At 51.2% G+C, this 17071-nt stretch carries 12 protein-coding genes; 4 read left to right on the plus strand and 8 right to left on the minus strand.

All coding sequences use genetic code 11. The features are described 5' to 3' along the window. Positions 1-55: 55 nt before the first annotated feature. The 8 genes from KEF85_RS12000 to KEF85_RS12035 all read right to left on the minus strand — a co-directional run bounded on the left by KEF85_RS12000 (position 56) and on the right by KEF85_RS12035 (position 9585). A complete protein-coding gene (locus KEF85_RS12000) occupies positions 56-553 on the minus strand; it encodes a hypothetical protein (protein ID WP_215580883.1) in 498 nt (165 codons plus the stop codon). Positions 554-807: 254 nt separating this feature from the next. After that, the gene (locus KEF85_RS12005; RefSeq protein WP_215580104.1) at positions 808-2172 is read right to left on the minus strand and encodes an IS1380 family transposase; all 1365 of its coding nucleotides are present in this window, start codon (positions 2170-2172) and stop codon (positions 808-810) included. Positions 2173-2410: 238 nt separating this feature from the next. After that, complete coding sequence (locus tag KEF85_RS12010) at positions 2411-2932, minus strand: alginate export family protein (protein WP_246534914.1); 522 nt, start codon at positions 2930-2932, stop codon at positions 2411-2413. Positions 2933-2972: 40 nt separating this feature from the next. Then, entirely contained in the window at positions 2973-4730 is a 1758-nt protein-coding gene (locus tag KEF85_RS12015; RefSeq protein WP_215580885.1) for an ABC transporter ATP-binding protein, read from the minus strand. An 11-nt stretch (positions 4731-4741) separates the two neighbouring features. Next, positions 4742-5755, minus strand: a complete 1014-nt coding sequence (locus tag KEF85_RS12020) for an ABC transporter permease (protein WP_215580888.1) — start codon at positions 5753-5755, stop codon at positions 4742-4744. A gap of 80 nt (positions 5756-5835) precedes the next feature. After that, positions 5836-7218: a CmpA/NrtA family ABC transporter substrate-binding protein gene (locus tag KEF85_RS12025; RefSeq protein ID WP_215580890.1), complete on the minus strand. Its 1383-nt coding sequence runs from the start codon at positions 7216-7218 to the stop codon at positions 5836-5838. Between the two features lie 334 nt (positions 7219-7552). Next, positions 7553-8134: an ANTAR domain-containing response regulator gene (locus tag KEF85_RS12030; RefSeq protein WP_246535107.1), complete on the minus strand. Its 582-nt coding sequence runs from the start codon at positions 8132-8134 to the stop codon at positions 7553-7555. Next, positions 8134-9585: an MFS transporter gene (locus KEF85_RS12035; protein ID WP_246534916.1), complete on the minus strand. Its 1452-nt coding sequence runs from the start codon at positions 9583-9585 to the stop codon at positions 8134-8136. Before KEF85_RS12035 ends, KEF85_RS12030 begins: the two co-directional genes overlap by 1 nt. A gap of 684 nt (positions 9586-10269) precedes the next feature. Between KEF85_RS12035 and nirB the strand changes: the two genes are divergently transcribed. Genes nirB through KEF85_RS12055 form a run of 4 tightly spaced genes read left to right on the plus strand, consistent with a single transcriptional unit; the run spans position 10270 to position 17070 of the window. After that, a complete protein-coding gene (gene nirB / locus KEF85_RS12040; RefSeq protein ID WP_215580893.1) occupies positions 10270-12810 on the plus strand; it encodes a nitrite reductase large subunit NirB in 2541 nt (846 codons plus the stop codon). Beyond that, the gene (gene nirD, locus KEF85_RS12045; RefSeq protein ID WP_215580895.1) at positions 12807-13151 is read left to right on the plus strand and encodes a nitrite reductase small subunit NirD; all 345 of its coding nucleotides are present in this window, start codon (positions 12807-12809) and stop codon (positions 13149-13151) included. Before nirB ends, nirD begins: the two co-directional genes overlap by 4 nt. Beyond that, entirely contained in the window at positions 13148-14383 is a 1236-nt protein-coding gene (locus KEF85_RS12050; RefSeq protein ID WP_215580897.1) for an NAD(P)/FAD-dependent oxidoreductase, read from the plus strand. Before nirD ends, KEF85_RS12050 begins: the two co-directional genes overlap by 4 nt. Before the next feature lie 20 nt (positions 14384-14403). Further along, positions 14404-17070 (plus strand): nitrate reductase, encoded by a 2667-nt coding sequence (locus KEF85_RS12055; RefSeq protein WP_215580899.1) that lies wholly within the window; start codon positions 14404-14406, stop codon positions 17068-17070. Position 17071 lies beyond the last annotated feature (1 nt).

A 17071-nucleotide genomic window follows, 5' to 3' on the forward strand; every position in this document is an offset into this window, starting at 1 on the left:
CATACTTGGCCAGCAAGGTGTAATGTTTGCCGAATTTTTTCTGTAACGAAAAATCTCATTCGGAACCAAATCGGACTGAACCGGTATCATCGTAAAAATCGTGGTAAATACCGGTCAACAGCAGGCTATCATTGAGCATCTTATAGCTGGCAGTGGCAAAAACATCGCGAATACCCTTGCCCAGTGCAGCTGCCACTGGTGCAGAGGCATTAATCGGATTTTTGATCACATCTGCCCAACCCTGAAAAGCATGATTGGTACCTAACGGGGTATTAAAGGTTTTATTCACCCCATTGCCGTCCAGTTGCTCCATAGCGCCCTGCAAGGTAAAGTCGAACGCACTTAATCCACCCATTAAATTGATCCGATCCGCCTGATAATGGTTGGGGTTGCTGGCATAATTAGACTGGGTACCCCACTCTGCGGTGTAAACCATATTGACACGATCGAAAAATTGCGGTGATTTACCATCAAAACGCACGCCGTATGTCTGGGAGGACTTGGCATAATTAATCTTGTCCTGAAAATCCAGCCAGTAGCCGTAACCGATCAAATTCCCCCAGTCATTAACCTGAATCCGTGTTCCTTTCGGTTTAAGTGAGGGCAGTCGCGTTTCAGACGCGTTTTTTAAAAAAATCTACCACCAATCGAAATTTAACTGCCGTTCATCAAGCCCTCAGTCGCAAAAATCAATCGTTTCCATGGTATTGCCGGCATCGCCAGATGAAAAACCTGACGCCAAGACAAGCAATCTTCTTCTCTACCCGGAGAATCAGCTCGTAACCAGCATCTCAGCTTTCGCGCCGCTTATCCTGATGCAAAGCCAGGCTGCACCACCAATCGCTCTTGTAAATAAGCGAATACTTTTGCCACGGGTGAGGCGCACCCTAAGTCCAGCCACCATTGCCGGGCTTTGTGGATCACCTGGGCTGCTCGATACATGACTTCTTGCAGCACCGTTCGTAACCGCCGTCGTTTTGCCGGATGACGTATTGGCGCCAAGTCGCCAGTCAAGCCCAGTTGACCAATCAGTCGCAAGCAATTATAGGCAAACATACCCATTCTCAATAGACAGTCGTTGGTCTCAAACTTTCCAGATGGTAAGCGTTCCATATCCAGGTCAGTTTTGAATTCCGAATGAAATTGTTCATGGGTGCCGTGGTCGCGGTAGCGTTCAATGACGGTTTCTTCGGGTTCCTCCAGACTCGTCCACCAGCCTTCCAGTTGAATGTCCGGCAGTAATAGCATCTGGCCGTGCTTATTGCTCGTGCGTTCAATGATCCGCACGACCAGTCTGAAGGGGCGAGTCTGTTTTTTCCAAGCACGTTCCACCGTCAGTGTCATTAACGCTTCCCGTTTACCGGGGCGTTTTTCAACAAAGGCGCCGGCCGCTTCCGCTTTTTCTAACCAGGATGTCTTATCTTGCCGTCTTGGATTCCACTTGATCAAGTATTCAAAGCGCCTGTTCATGGCTGCCCAGCGTTCTTTCTCAGCCGCAACCGTAAATAACAGTTTGGCGCTATCAAACCCTGAGTCTTTGCGTAATAACAACGGCAAACCCGGTGCAACCAAGCGCTCAACTCGAGGAAACAGCCTTTCTAGAAAATAATCAATCTCCAGCGATGAATGCCAGCGGCCTGGACGCAGTTCCAATCCTATACACCAGCCTTCATTGCCCAAATAAGCCGCGACAGGCGTATAGCCATCCACTCCCTGATAGGTTCGACTCACCTCTTCCTTCTTGGTACCGCTCTGATCCATGACGAAGGTGTCCATGTCCAGACAGACGTAGCCTTTATGCGGCGTAATTGGGGCTTCTGTTCGTTCGATGAGTCGTATCGATAGATCATCCACCGGCTCCAGCAGGCTGCCGCTGACACGATCAAGACGTTGCCGCAGCCACACGCTGCCGGGAACCTTACGTACATCCAATGCCTTCTTGAAAAAACGATCTTCACGAAACGGCTCAACAGCCTCGAAGTCGCTTTTGCCTATACTTAAAAGGCCAACAGTGGTTTTGACTAAATCCGAGGTTTTGATACCCTGTGAAACAGGTATTCTACCGTCCACCATCACTTCGACATTGACCGCTTCCAGGCACTGGCCGATCAAGGATAGTCCGGCATAGGAGGTAAGTTCCTTTTTGGATTCTTTAAGCTTAAAACGTGCCATAATCAAAACGGGTGACTATAGAAAAACTATATTATACCTTTTTTATCATTGACTTATGACTATTTATAAAAAAAACGAACACGGATTCAGGATTAATTTTATAGCTTAAGTTTAGTAACGGCGCACTTAATTTGGCGTTTTGACCTAGAGGATCCTGCAAATGCCCGAGATAAGCTGCATTGACAGTTAAGCCAAAAATAGTCTGATTATTATGTGTCAAGGTAACAGCATCATAAGTCTACTCCAATTGTCGCCAGCCGACGTTGCCGATAAAGCGGTCATCGTCATATTTAATGCGCTGTCGGCCAAACTTGACCGAGGTGTCGGCTATTCCCTTGTAATTCAGCCATAACTGATCAAGTTCACTGCGCTGGGGATCCTGAATCACCGAATAGTTTTTATTCTGAACCAATACACCCTGGTTATAGTCATCCTGTAGGGCATAATTTCCCTGATATTCGGCATAACCCTGAAAATTAAGCACGGTAGGCGACAACAGGCCCAAGCGTAAACGGGTGGTATTGGCGTTGGCGGTATCGACATACTGACTGGAGTGGGGGATTTTCGGGCCTTGATACTGGTTATTATTTTCCCAGCGGTAGTTGATATCCACTTTGACGGCGCCGTTATTGCCGTAATGGTAAAAATTTAAGGCGTCTTCAACATCGCGGCTGAGGTCGGCGCTGACGGACAGGCTGGTTAGGGTTAAGAATACTGCCGGCAGAAATGTGGGTAAATATTGGGGTGTCTTCGGTGTCATAGAAATCTCTTATCTAACTAATAGGTTAAGTTGATATGGCTTAATGGCAGTGATCGCAATCAGTGAGAAAAGTCAGCAGACTTTCCCGATAGCGGTAGTAATCCGGATGTTCGAGCAAGGCTTTGCGGGTACGCGGCCTGGGTAAATCGATTTCCAAAATCTTGCCGATTCTGGCCTGCGGGCCATTGGTCATCATCACGACCCGATCTGCCAGCAGTATGGCTTCATCGACATCGTGAGTAACGACTATCGCCGTCACATGGGTACGCTCCCAGACTTCCATCAGCACTTCCTGCAATTCCCAGCGGGTCAGGGAATCTAACATACCAAATGGTTCATCAAGCAACAGCAGTTTGGGAGACAGGGCAAATGCCCTGGCAATACCCACCCGCTGCTTCATACCGTTTGACATGGCCGCTGCTTTGCGGTGCATGGCTTCAGCCAGACCCACTCGGGTCAGGTAGTATTCGACTATATCTTCGCGTTCGTCCTGAGAAGCATGGGGATACACCTTATCGACACCGAGCATGACGTTTTCAAATGCGGTCAGCCAGGGAAACAGACTAGGCGCCTGAAACACTACGCCGCGATCCGGCCCTGCCCCATCAATTTCCCGGTTGTCGAGAATAATCCCGCCGTCGGATATGGCGTTCAGACCGGCAGTCATGGATAGCACTGTCGATTTACCGCAACCGGAATGACCGATGATGGAAACGAATTCGCCTTTCTTGATTTTCATATCAAAGCCATCCACCACTCTCACGGTACTGTTGCCATCTGGAGTGGGATAGTCTTTGGATAATTTGGCAAACTCCAAATAACCCGGCTTACCGATCTGCTGCACGCCGGGTTTCAATGCCGAAGTGTCCAGCTTCCAGTCATTACTGGTATTGGGGCGCACATCCGGTAATTTGACCCGATCCACGCCCAGGCTGGAGGATTTTTCCTTGCCGATATCCAGCAAATAACGGGTAATTTCAGCGCGCAGACGAATGAATTCAGCATTATGATTCAGGGCTGCTCGATGACGGGGCCGCGGCAAATCTACCTGAAATGCCGGACCAAAGCTGGCCCCTGGCCCAGGTTTGAGCGGAATGACCCGGTCAGCCATATAAATAGCTTCGTCGACATCATTGGTGATCAGAATCACCGTTTTCTGGTCCTGTACCCAGATTTGCAGAATTTCATCCTGCAACTTGCCTCTGGTCAACGCATCCAGGGCGCTGAGCGGCTCATCCAGCAACAAAATATCCGGATTGGCAGCCAAGGCGCGCGCCACATTCACGCGCTGGCGCATACCACCGGACAGTTCGGCCGGTTTTTTATCCCTGGCTTTGCCCAGATTGACCATTTGCACATATTTTTCGGTATGGGCACGGCGCTGGGCCGGGTCCCAATCCTTAAAGATGGCATCGACGGCCAGGGCCACGTTTTCATAAACCGTCAGCCAGGGCATCAGCGCATAATTCTGAAACACCACACCTCGATCCGGTCCGGGCGCACTGATGGCGATGCCCTGCTTTAACAGCTCACCACTGTCTGCCTGGATCAAGCCGGCAATCAGCGATACCAGCGTGGTTTTACCGCTACCGGAAAACCCAACAATAGCGATAAATTCACCAGTACGGATATCCAGATTGATATCCTTAAGAATAGCTGTTGTGTCCTGACCTTCTCCATAAGATTTACAGACGTTTTTCAGCTCCAGCAGCGGTTTGGCGATTGCCGGGCCGGAAATTTGGGCTATTTCCCGCTGATGTGCGGCCAGATTAATAATTTTTGCCTGATTTGCGCTCATGAACTGTTTCCTCAGAATTTGCTGAACGAAAAGACGTTCTGTAGCGACTGCATGATGCGATCGAGCATAAAACCGATAATACCGATGGTGAATACCGCCACCATGATGCGACTCAGCGAATTGGCACTGCCGTTTTGGAATTCATCCCAGACAAACTTACCCAGACCGGGATTCTGCGCCAGCATTTCTGCGGCTATTAGCACCATCCAGCCCACGCCCAACGATAAACGCATGCCGGTAAAAATATAAGGCAGTGCACTGGGCAGGATGATGCGCTTGATCTGGGTTGACCAGTCCAGACGCAATACCTTGCCGACATTAAGCAGATCGCGGTCTATCGAAGAAACCCCGACCGCCGTGTTGATCAGGGTTGGCCACAAGGAACACAGCGTGACGGTAATGGCCGAAGTGATAAAGGATTTAGCGAACCAGGCATCATCGCCACTGACATACACGGCACTGACCACCAGAGTGACTATCGGCAGCCAGGCTAGCGGCGACACCGGTTTAAAGATTTGAATCAGCGGATTGACAGCGGTATTAATGACCGGACTCATACCACACAATATACCCAGCGGTACTGCCAGTAGCGATGCGATGATAAAACCGGCGAATACCGTGCGCAGACTGGTGAATATTTGCTGAAGATAAGTCGGTTTACCAGTATAGGGCCGGACTTTGATTTCGGCATGTGGGTCTTCTGCCAGTTTGTCCTTGTTGCGCAATTCCTGACGCTGGTAAAACTCGGCTTTTTTGGCGGCTTCGGCAAAATGTTCGTCTATTAAGCCGCCCACCTCGTGCCAGACCGCCAGCGGGCCGGGAATAGTGCCCAGACTGGTATTCACCCTGGCGGCAGAAACACTCCACAACCCCAGAAACAGGATAAACGCCAGAATGGGCACGCCCATGACCAGCCACAATTGTTTGAGCTGCTTGGCCGGGTTTTCGCCGGCAGCGATTCTGACCAACGGAATAAACCAGGTCAAACCGGTGATGTTAAAAAATTTGATGAGTTTATGCGTCATAGTCCTTACTCTTTGCAGACTGATTTAGAAAAAATCCGGCTTCCCTGCCGACCAAAACCTTCCTGGACGGAAGTACAGGCTTATTCAACAATTTTGCCGCCGCTGACGGTTTGTTTGGCTTTCAGACCCAGCGGAAATTTGCTCAGATAGTCATTGGGCTTAGCCGCATCGAAGGAAATTTTGTCGATGAAATCGTTGTGCGCCGGTTTCAAACCGGTATCAGCCGGAAAATCTTCTGGCCTAGCTTTACCTTCGGCCACCAACTCTTTGGCGGCAGCCAGATAAATGTCGGGACGGTAGACTTTTTTCGCTGTTTCCAGATACCAGTTATCCGGTTTAAACTCGTTGATCTGGCCCCAACGGCGCATTTGGGTCAGATACCAGATGGCTCCGTTGTAGGACGGGTAGCTGGCGCCATTGCGAAAGAAGGTGTTGAAGTCGGGCAATGCGCGTTTGTCGCCTTTTTCGTATTCAAAACTGCCATTCATGCTGTTGGCCAACACCTCATAATCCGCCCCCACATACTGTTTTTGGGCCAGCATTTCCACGGCTTCATGGCGGTTTTTGTTGTGTTCGGCATCCAGCCAGATAGATGCACGAATCAAAGCCTTGACCACGGCTTTCAGGGTATTGGGATATTTATCAGCCCAGGCCTGAGTGACGCCAAACACTTTTTCCGGGGTGTCTTTCCATAATTCGTCGTCAGTGACCACCGGTACCCCAATGCCTTTAAAAACGGCCTGCTGGTTCCAGGGCTCACCCACGCAATAACCGGAAATCGTGCCAGACTCCAGGGTAGCCGGCATTTGCGGCGGTGGCGTCACCGACAGCAAGGCTTCAGCATTGAGTTGGCCGGAGATATCTTGCGGCGGCTGGTAAAATCCCGGATTAATCCCACCGGCGGCCAACCAGTAACGCAATTTCAAATTATGACTGCCGGCCGGAAATGTCATGGCCATATTGAAGGGCTTGCCGGCATTTTTATAACTTTCCAGCACCGGTTTCAGCGCATCCGCCTTGATCGGATGCACCGGTTTGCCATCCTGCAACGGGATACTGGTTTTCATTTGTTTCCAGACATCATTACTCACAGTAATGGCGTTGCCGTTATAGCCCATGCTGAACGGGGCGATGATGTCGGCTTTGGTGCCGAAACCGATGCTGGCGGCCAATGGTGCGGGAGCCAGCATGTGCGAACCATCCAGTTCGCCATTGACCACTCTATCCATCACCACTTTCCAGTTGGCCTGAGCTTCCAGTTGCACAAACAGGCCTTCATCCTCGAAAAAGCCTTTTTCAGCTGCCACGGCCAGAGGCGCCATATCGGTCAACTTGATAAAGCCGAATTTCAAATCTTCTTTCTCCAGTTTGCCGGCGGCACCGGCAGGACTTGAGACACTGAGCACGGTTACAGCCAGGGCTGTCAGCAATGTTTTAGATGTCAATGTAGTATTGGGTTTCATGCCTGATCCTGTTCTTTGAGAAAATTTAGGCCAAAAAAAAGGCGTCTTAGCACCCGGAAAAATCCGGGCACATAAGACGCCTTTGTCTGGTTTGCTCTACGTTGAGCTAAATTGTCACCCCAACAGCGGGGATTATCTAAAATTCAGCAATATACATGCCGCATTAATGAAAACCAAAACCTAATTTAAAAATATCATAATAAACAATACGATATAAATTAACCATCCACTCCTGCCGCGATATCAGGACGATGCTAGTGCGGTTAGACAGGATTTTAAGCTGTATTTCAGCCCCGAGTTGGTGCGCTAAATTGGAAATGGTGCAAAAATCATTTCATTTAAACAACTCGGCCATGGCAATCACATTTCTGGCCATTTCACCCAGGGCGATATTTCTATCCATCGCCAGCTTGCGTAGCGCATGATAGGCTTCATCTTCACTATAGCCCTGGGATTTACATAAAATGCCTTTGGCGCGATCAATCAGTTTCCGATCTTCCAACTGGTTTTTGGTTTTCTGCAGCTCATCCTTTAGTTCCTGCTGGGCGCGAAACCGGGCAATGGCAATATCAATGATGGCTTTCAAACGCTTCGGTTCCAGACCATCAACGATATAAGCACTGACTCCAGCGTTAATTACCTGATTGATGGTATCGGTTTGCTGGTCTTCGGCAAACATGACCACCGGCACTGGATGCTGCTGATTGATAGCGCGCATCATGTTTAACACGGCAGCATCAGGGGTATACAGATTCAGCACCACCACATCCGGCTGCAAGGTTTTGACGACGGTCAACAGATTTAAGGCGCGCAGCTTGAGGGTGGCGATTTCATAGCCATAGGACTGCAAACTTTTTTCGATCAGACCCTCGGCATCAAATTCATCAATGATTAATACTTTCAGCCTGGTCATCATCAATCGAGCTCAATTTTCAGTATTGAGCCGTCCGGCATGATTTCGGTAATGAAGTTTTTGGGTTCATCCAGATAATAGATCAAACCCAGCAACAGGATGCAGTCGCCGCCCAATAACATAAAAAACCCACTGGGTGAGACAAAGGTCAGCATAATCAGAAAAATAATCGCTCCGGCATTGCCATATGCTCCGACAATACCGGCCACTTCCCCAGTTATGGCCCGTCTGACCAGGGGTACGAAGGCAAAAATGGCACCTTCGGCAGCCTGCATAAAAATCGAGCAAACGATGGTCACCAGCAGGGTTAGCCCAATTGACCAGTCTGCAGAAATCAGTGCCATTAGTAAATAGCCGCCCGCCAGACCGATGGTAAACAGGGTCAGCGCCAGTTTTCGGCCGATTTTATCGCTGAGCCAGCCCCCGGCCGGCCGGGCAATGACATTGGTAATCACAAAACTGGAAGCCAGCAAGCCGGCATTAAGCATGGAAAGCTGCTGGCTTTGCTGAAAGGTTTTGAAAAAAAACATCGGCAGCATGGACAACACAGCCAGCTTGGAACCAAACGTAATCAAATAGGCAATAGCCAATATGAACACCTGGCGATACCGGTAGTGATGAATACTGGCAATCGGCCGGCTCAGCCTGACGGCGTTAGTCCTGACCAATTGCCAGGCATGGAAAATAAATATTCCCCAGATCAGGAGATGCAACAAAATGGCTGCTTGCCCGGAGATTAGGGGGATCGGCACGGCGCCGGCTAATTTCCAGATCAATAAAGACAAGGTGGCGTATAGCGGTGTCAGACTCAGCATGTATAAAAATAAATCGCTGATACTGCTGACCTCCATAGTCGTGGCGCGTTTACTTTTCAGGCCGGCCAATTCAGGGGGCAGGTTCTCCACATTCAGGTAATAGATCAAGGAATAGATCAGCGCCAGCACTCCGGTAGCGGCAATTGCATAGCGCCAGCCGTTTTCGGCTCCAAAGTAATAAGCCACGCCCGGCAGAATAATGGCGGCAACCGCCGAACCGAAATTACCCCAACCTGCATAAATACCCTCGGCCATGCCGATCTGGCGGGAAGGAAACCAGTCGCCGATAATGCGCACCCCCACCACAAACCCCGCGCCAATAAAGCCCAGCAAAAATCGCGACCAGGCCAGCTCGGCAAAATTTTCCGCCAGGGCAAACATGAAACAGGGCAGACTGCAGGCTGCCAATAACACACTGTAACTGATTTTAGCTCCAAATCTATCCACCACCATGCCGATAATCACCCTGGCCGGAATAGTCAAAGCCACATTCAGTAACAGAATAATTTCGATTTCAGCATCGGAAATCTGTAAATCTTGCTTAATCAGCATCAGCAAGGGAGCATGATTAAACCAAACCACAAAACTGATAAAAAAAGCCATCCAGCTCATATGCAGGATTTTAGTTTTTCCCTGCATGGACAATAGTTTATAAACCGGCATAGACATGGTGGCGTTGAACAAAAGAAGTAGTGTATAGCATAGCCTGAGCAGATAACATGCCATATAAGCATAAGCGGCCAGGCCGTGCCGTTGTGTGAAGTGACATCCTTACCCCTAAGCTGCAAGCGAATAGATCACACTCAGACCTTATCAAAGTCAGCTATACGGCTAATGCCCAAGCCTATTGATTAAAAATAGGAAATTATTCAGCATAAATTTTGAAACACTGTTTTTAAACAAGTAATTAGCTTCGAATGATGCGCTGCACTGCGTTTAGCAGATCCTACAACTATCTGTTTTTAAAGTGATATTTGGACACTGAGTGCTTACAAAAAATATATCCATAATGGTGCGCTCGCACCATCAATTTGCACCATCTTGACAGTTTTTACTGAAATCTAACCAGCCAGTGATGTCCGGCAAGCCCGTCCAGTCTGGATCTGCTGTTTTGGCCTGTTTATTGCTGTCAGTTCTGCAAGTCTCCTGCCGAGATTATTGATTATTGTGAGTTTGGACAAAGGCGTCCTGATTGAATGAGTTTCCCTCATTACAATTCAGGATGCCTTTTTTTATGCCCGAAAAATACTGAATCAGCTATCGGTACGGAATTTTGGCAGCGTCTCGGCACGCGGTGCAATCTAAAATGAATGAGGTGTGGGTATGAGTCATAAACAAAATCTGGTCGTTATCGGCAATGGCATGGTGGGACAGCATTTTTTAGCCAGTCTGGCCGCCAGCCCTGCCCTGCACCAATATCGGATTACCACATTTGGTGAAGAACCGCGTGCCGCTTATGACCGGGTACATTTATCCGAGTATTTCAGCGGTAAAACGGCGGAAGACTTATCCCTGGTTTCCGCAGAATTTTTCGATGAACATGACATTACTCTATATCTGGATGATCAGGTGGTGAGTATAGACCGGCAGCGCAAGCGGATCACTTCGGCACAGGGCCGGAGCGTGGCCTATGACAAGCTGGTGCTGGCTACCGGCTCATACCCGTTTGTTCCGCCGGTTGCCGGGCATGACCGTCAGCAATGCATGGTTTACCGCACCATTGAAGATTTGGAACGCATCCAGGCCGCTGCCAACCAGTCCAAAGTCGGTGCCGTGGTCGGCGGCGGCTTGCTGGGTCTGGAAGCCGCCAAAGCCCTGCGCGATTTAGGTCTGGAAACCCATATTATCGAATTTGCCCCACGCCTGATGGCCGTGCAACTGGATGAGGCCGGCGGCGGTGTACTGAAACGTAAAATTGAAAATCTGGGCTTAACAATCCACCTGCAAAAAAACACCACGCTGATCGCCGCCGGCGAACAGTGCCTGCATAAAATGACTTTTGCCGATGGCACGGCACTGGAAACCGATATCGTGCTGTTTTCCGCCGGGATTCGACCCCGAGACCAAATAGCCCGTGACTGTGGCCTGGAAGTAGGTCCACGCGGCGGGATTGTGATTAACAATGCCTGTCAGACTTCCGATGCCGATATTTACGCCATTGGCGAATGCGCGTTATGGAATGGCCAGATATTCGGTCTGGTGGCCCCCGGTTACAGCATGGCCCGTTGTGTGGTCGCGCAATTGGGCGGCAGTGAACTCTGGTTCAGTGGCGCCGATATGAGCACCAAATTAAAATTGTTGGGGGTTGATGTCGCCAGTATCGGTGATGCCCATGCCAAAACCCCTGGGGCGCTGGTGTACAGTTATCAGGATGGCCACGCCGATGTCTACAAACGTCTGATAGTCAGTGCCGACAACAAAAGGCTGCTGGGCGCGGTGCTGGTCGGTGATGCCAATGACTACAGCAGCCTGCTACAGTATTGTTTACACGGCATGACCCTGCCGGAAAATCCCGAGACGCTGATCTTACCGGCCCGCGCTGATCAGCCGACCGGTTTGGGGCCGGATGCCTTGCCGGACAGCGCGCAAATCTGTTCCTGTTACGCGGTTGATAAGGCCAGCGTGTGCTCGGCCATTGCCGCCGGCTGCACCAGCGTAGCGGCCCTGAAAGCGGAAACCAAAGCCGGTACCGGTTGCGGCGGTTGCACGGCCCTACTGAAATCCGTGCTGGATGGCGAGCTGAAAAAAGCCGGTGTGGCAATCAATACCGACATCTGCGAGCATTTTCCGCATACCCGCCAGGACTTATATCATCTGATCAGAGTCGAACAGCTTAAAACCTTTGCCGAGCTGCTGGACAAACATGGCCGCGGCCTGGGCTGTGAAATCTGTAAACAGGCGGTTGGTTCGATACTGGCCTCTTACTGGAACGACTATATTTTGGCCCAGGCGCATATCGGTTTGCAGGACACCAATGACATTTTTCTGGCCAATATGCAGAAAGACGGTACTTATTCGATAGTTCCGCGCATTGCCGGCGGCGAAATCAGCCCGGATGGACTGATCGTGTTAGGTCAGGTGGCCAAAAAATATGGCTTGTATACCAAAATCACCGGTGGCCAGCGGGTTGATCTGTTTGGCGCCCGAGTGGAACAATTACCCTTGATCTGGCAGGAACTGATCGCCGCCGGTTTTGAGTCTGGACATGCCTACGGCAAATCGCTACGTACCGTGAAATCCTGTATCGGCAGCACCTGGTGCCGATACGGGGTGGATGACAGCATGAGTTTGGCCATAGAACTGGAAAACCGCTACAAGGGTTTACGTGCCCCGCATAAAATCAAGTTCGGCGTGTCCGGCTGTACCCGCGAATGCGCCGAAGCACAAGGTAAAGATATCGGCATTATTGCTACCGAAGCCGGCTGGAATCTGTATGTCTGTGGCAATGGCGGCATGAAACCGCGCCATGCCGATTTGTTTGCCACCAGCCTGGACAAGGCCAGCTTGATTCAATATATAGACCGGTTGCTGATTTTTTATGTACGGACGGCTGACCGTATGCAACGTACCTCGGTCTGGCTGGATAATCTGGAAGGCGGCCTGCATTATCTGCAGGCGGTGGTCATAGATGACAGACTAGGATTGTGTGCTGATCTGGAACAACAGATGCAACATATCATCGCCACCTATCAATGCGAATGGAAAACTACCTTGCAGGATGAAACCCGACTCAAACGGTTCCGGCATTTTGTTAACAGTGACCAGGCTGACAATCATATTGTGTTTGTTGAAGAACGCGGCCAGATTCGCCCGGCTAAGCCAGAGGAACGCCAGCATTATCAGCTGGTGGAGGAGCGGCTATGAGTGACTGGATAGAGGTATGCGGGCTGGATGATTTGATAGCCGATTCGGGGATCTGCGTTCTGGCTGGAGGTCGCCAGGTGGCGCTGTTTTATCTGTCTAAAATTGATCAGGTCTACGCGGTGGACAACTTTGATCCCATCGGTAAGGCCAATGTGCTGGCACGCGGTATGGTGGGTGATATCGGCGGCGAACCCATGCTGGCTTCGCCTTTGTACAAACAACATTTCAGTTTGACCAGCGGACGCTGTTTTGAGGATGCCGACATTCACATCCATACTTACCCGGTTCGCATCAGCCAGCAGCGGGTTGCGGTGCAAATTTGCCCTGAGTCCAGCTTATGAAACAGCGTCTGGTGGTGATTGGTAACGGCATGGCCGGAATGCGCACCGTTGAAGAATTGCTGTGCGCCGCCCCCGATCAATATGACATCACGGTATTTGGTGCTGAACCTTACGGCAATTACAATCGGATTATGCTGTCTGGCGTGCTGTCCGGTGAAAAAGCGCTACCCGATATCGTCATTAATAACCGGCAGTGGTATGCGGCTAATGGGATTAACTTACAAACCGGGACAGATAAGGAGGTGGTAAAAATTGAACGCAGCAGACGCAGCGTTTTGACCCGCGACGGCAGTAGAGCCGAATATGACAAACTGCTGATTGCCACTGGCGCCAAACCGGTGATCGCAGCAGTGCCGGGCCATGATTTGGCTGGCGTGATCAGCTTCCGGGATATTGCTGATGTCAGTACCATGCTCAATTACAGCCGCACCCATCAACACGCGGTGGTGCTGGGCGGCGGTTTGCTGGGGCTGGAAGCCGCCAACGGCCTGGCCCTGCGCGGCATGGACGTCACCGTCATCCACAATCATGCCGTTTTGATGAACCGGCAACTGGATAATCAGGCCGGTCGGATGCTGCAAACGGCACTGGAGCAACGCGGCGTGCGATTTTGCATGACCAGCCAGGTACAAGCCTTACTGGGCAACCAGCAGCAACATATCCGTGCCGTGCGCTGTGAGGATGGCCGCGAACTGGCCTGCGATTTATTGGTGATGGCTATCGGTATCCGCCCCAATATTAGTCTGGCGCAACAAGCCGGCCTGTTTTGTCAGCGCGGCATAGTGGTTAATGACACCCTGCAAAGTTATGATCCCCGCATTTATGCGGTGGGAGAATGCATACAGCATCGCGACACCACTTTTGGTTTGGTTGCCCCGCTGTTTGCCCAGGCCAGCGTCTGCGCCAATCATCTTAGTGGCCACGGGGTTGCCCGCTTTGTGCAGGTACCGACTGCCACCAAGCTGAAAGTCAGCGGCATTAATTTGTTTTCGGCCGGCGATTTCAGTGGCGGACAGCAAACCCGCCAGATTTGTTATCAAGACCCTGAGCGGGCCATTTACAAAAATCTGCTGCTTAAAGATAACCGTCTGGTGGGAGCCGTACTTTACGGTGACACCGAGGATGGTCCGTGGTATCAGCACTTGCTGGAAAGTGGTGAAGATATCAGCGCCCGCCGCGATGCCTTAATTTTTGGTAAAGCCTATGCCGATCGCGCCATCGTCCGTCATTAGCCAGGATGTAATGATTATTCATGCCTAAAACCATCAAAACCACTTGCCCCTATTGCGGGGTCGGCTGTGGCATCAGCGCTGAAGTTGACCCACTGGCACGCACGGTAGTGATCAGCGGTGATGTTGATCATCCGGCCAACTTTGGCCGTTTATGTTCCAAAGGTTCGGCGCTGGGTGATACCGTCACCCTGCAGGGCCGACTGCTGCAACCGCGTTTGCACGGCCAGGATTGTAGCTGGGAACTGGCGCTGGATGCGCTGGCTACGGCCTTTGCCGACACTATTAGCACTTATGGGCCGAATGCTGTGGCCATTTACGGCTCGGGACAATTATTAACCGAAGATTATTATGTGGCCAACAAGCTGATGAAGGGTTTTATCGGCAGCGCCAATATTGATACCAACAGCCGCTTGTGCATGTCCTCTTCGGTAGCCGGACACAAACGCGCTTTTGGAGCCGATACCGTGCCTGGCTGTTATGCGGATTTCGAACTGGCAGACTTGATCATCCTGATAGGCTCCAATGCCGCCTGGTGTCACCCGGTAAGTTTTCAGCGTATCCGCGCAGCCAAGAGCGCCAATCCGCTGTTGAAAGTGGTCGTGATAGACCCGCGCCAGACCAGTAGCTGCGATATTGCCGATCTGCATCTGCCACTGGCTTCTGGTAGTGATAGCTGGCTGTTCAATGGCTTGCTGCATTATTTGCATCAGCAGCAAGCCATCGACCGGGACTATATAACCCAGCATACCCAAGGATTTTCGGCAGCACTGACACTGGCCGGCACCGCCAGTCTGGAACGGGTGGCCCAACAATGCGCCCTGCCAGCTCAGGATTTGCAGACTTTTTATAGCTGGTTTGCCGCCACCGAAAAAGTCATGAGCTTATACAGCCAGGGTATTAATCAATCCGCCTCCGGCACCGATAAGGTCAACAGCATCATCAATTGCCATCTTGCCACGGGGCGGATTGGTCAAGCCGGGATGGGGCCGTTTTCGCTGACCGGCCAGCCTAATGCGATGGGTGGCCGCGAAGTCGGGGGCCTGGCTCATCAATTGGCTGCCCACATGGATTTTAGCAATGCGGAGGATATCGATCGGGTCGCCCGTTTTTGGGGCAGCCGCAATATTGCCCGCCAAGCCGGCTATTCGGCAGTTGAGCTATTTGACGCTATTGATGCTGGTAAAGTAAAAGCAGTATGGATTATGGGCACCAACCCGGTCGTGAGTATGCCTAATGCCGATAAAGTCAGACAGGCTTTAGGCAAATGCGATTTCGTGGCTGTTTCGGATTGTATCGCGGCTACCGATACCACTGCATTGGCCCACTTATTATTACCCGCCCAGGGCTGGAGCGAAAAAGACGGCACGGTCACCAATTCCGAACGGCGGATTTCCCGGCAGCGCGCCTTGTTTGCGGCAGCCGGTCAGGCCAAACCGGACTGGTGGATCGTCACCGAACTGGCGAAACGACTGGGGTTTGCTCAGGCCTTTGCGTATCAGGGTGCTGCTGATATTTTTCGGGAACATGCCGCGCTTTCCGCATTTGAAAATGATGCCGAACATGGCCGCCGCGATTTTGACCTTTCAGCTTATGCTGACATCAGCCATCAGCAATACGCTGAACTCCCCCCCCGGCAATGGCCGCTAAATCAGGATTACCCGCAAGGCCGGGCCAGATTATTTGCTGATCAGCAGTTTTTTACTGCATCGGGTAAAGCCCAGTTTATAGCGGTTAGCCCAACCAAGCCCGTTAATGCGCCGAATGCAGCTTATCCCTTGATTTTAAACACCGGACGCTTGCGTGATCAATGGCACACCATGACCCGCACCGCGCTGGCAAGTAAACTGAATCAGCACAAACCGGAAGCTTTTGTGGAAGTACACCCGGCAGACGCTGAGCGTTATGGTCTGGCCGCCGACAGCCTGGCCGAAATCAACAGCATCTGGGGCAGTATGCTGGCCAGAGTGCACATTACTGACAGCATACAGCCCGGCAACCTGTTTGTACCCATGCACTGGACCGGGCAATACGCCAGTCGCGGGCGAATGGGGGGCTTGGTCAATCCGGTCGTCGATCCCATCTCCAAACAACCGGAGAGCAAACACACGCCGGTACGAATCAACGCTTTTCAGGCCAAATGGTATGGCTTTATGTTATCCCGGACTGAACTGGCTGCACCTACAACGGAATATTGGCTAAAAAATACCGGCACCGACTATTACCGTTACGAACTGGCCGGCTTATCCAGTCCGGCAAACTGGCTGGAATGGGCTAAGGGGCAAGTCAATCTGCCTGGCAATATTACTGCTGGCTGGCTGGAATATCAGGATACCGGTCTGGGCGTTTACCGGGCGGCACTGATTAATCAAAACCGGCTGGATGCCTTGCTGTTTATTGGCCGAGGGCCTACTTTGCCCAACCGTGACTGGTTAGCCAGTCTGTTCAGCAAAGCTGAGCTTGAACCAGCGGAAAGACAAGTGGTGTTATCCGGCCTACCGCCGATAGGCAGCGAGGATAGCGGCAAGGTGATCTGTGCCTGTTTTAATGTCGGCGAGAAAACCATACGCGCAGCTATCAAAACTCAGGGACTGGCAACGGTGCAGGATGTGGGGCGTTGTTTAAAGGCCGGGACTAATTGTGGGTCGTGTATTGCGGAGATCAGAGGATTATTGGCTTCGAAACCCTAAT

It is taken from the genome of Methylomonas paludis, from assembly GCF_018734325.1.
In the GTDB taxonomy this organism is placed as follows: Bacteria; Pseudomonadota; Gammaproteobacteria; order Methylococcales; family Methylomonadaceae; genus Methylomonas; species Methylomonas paludis.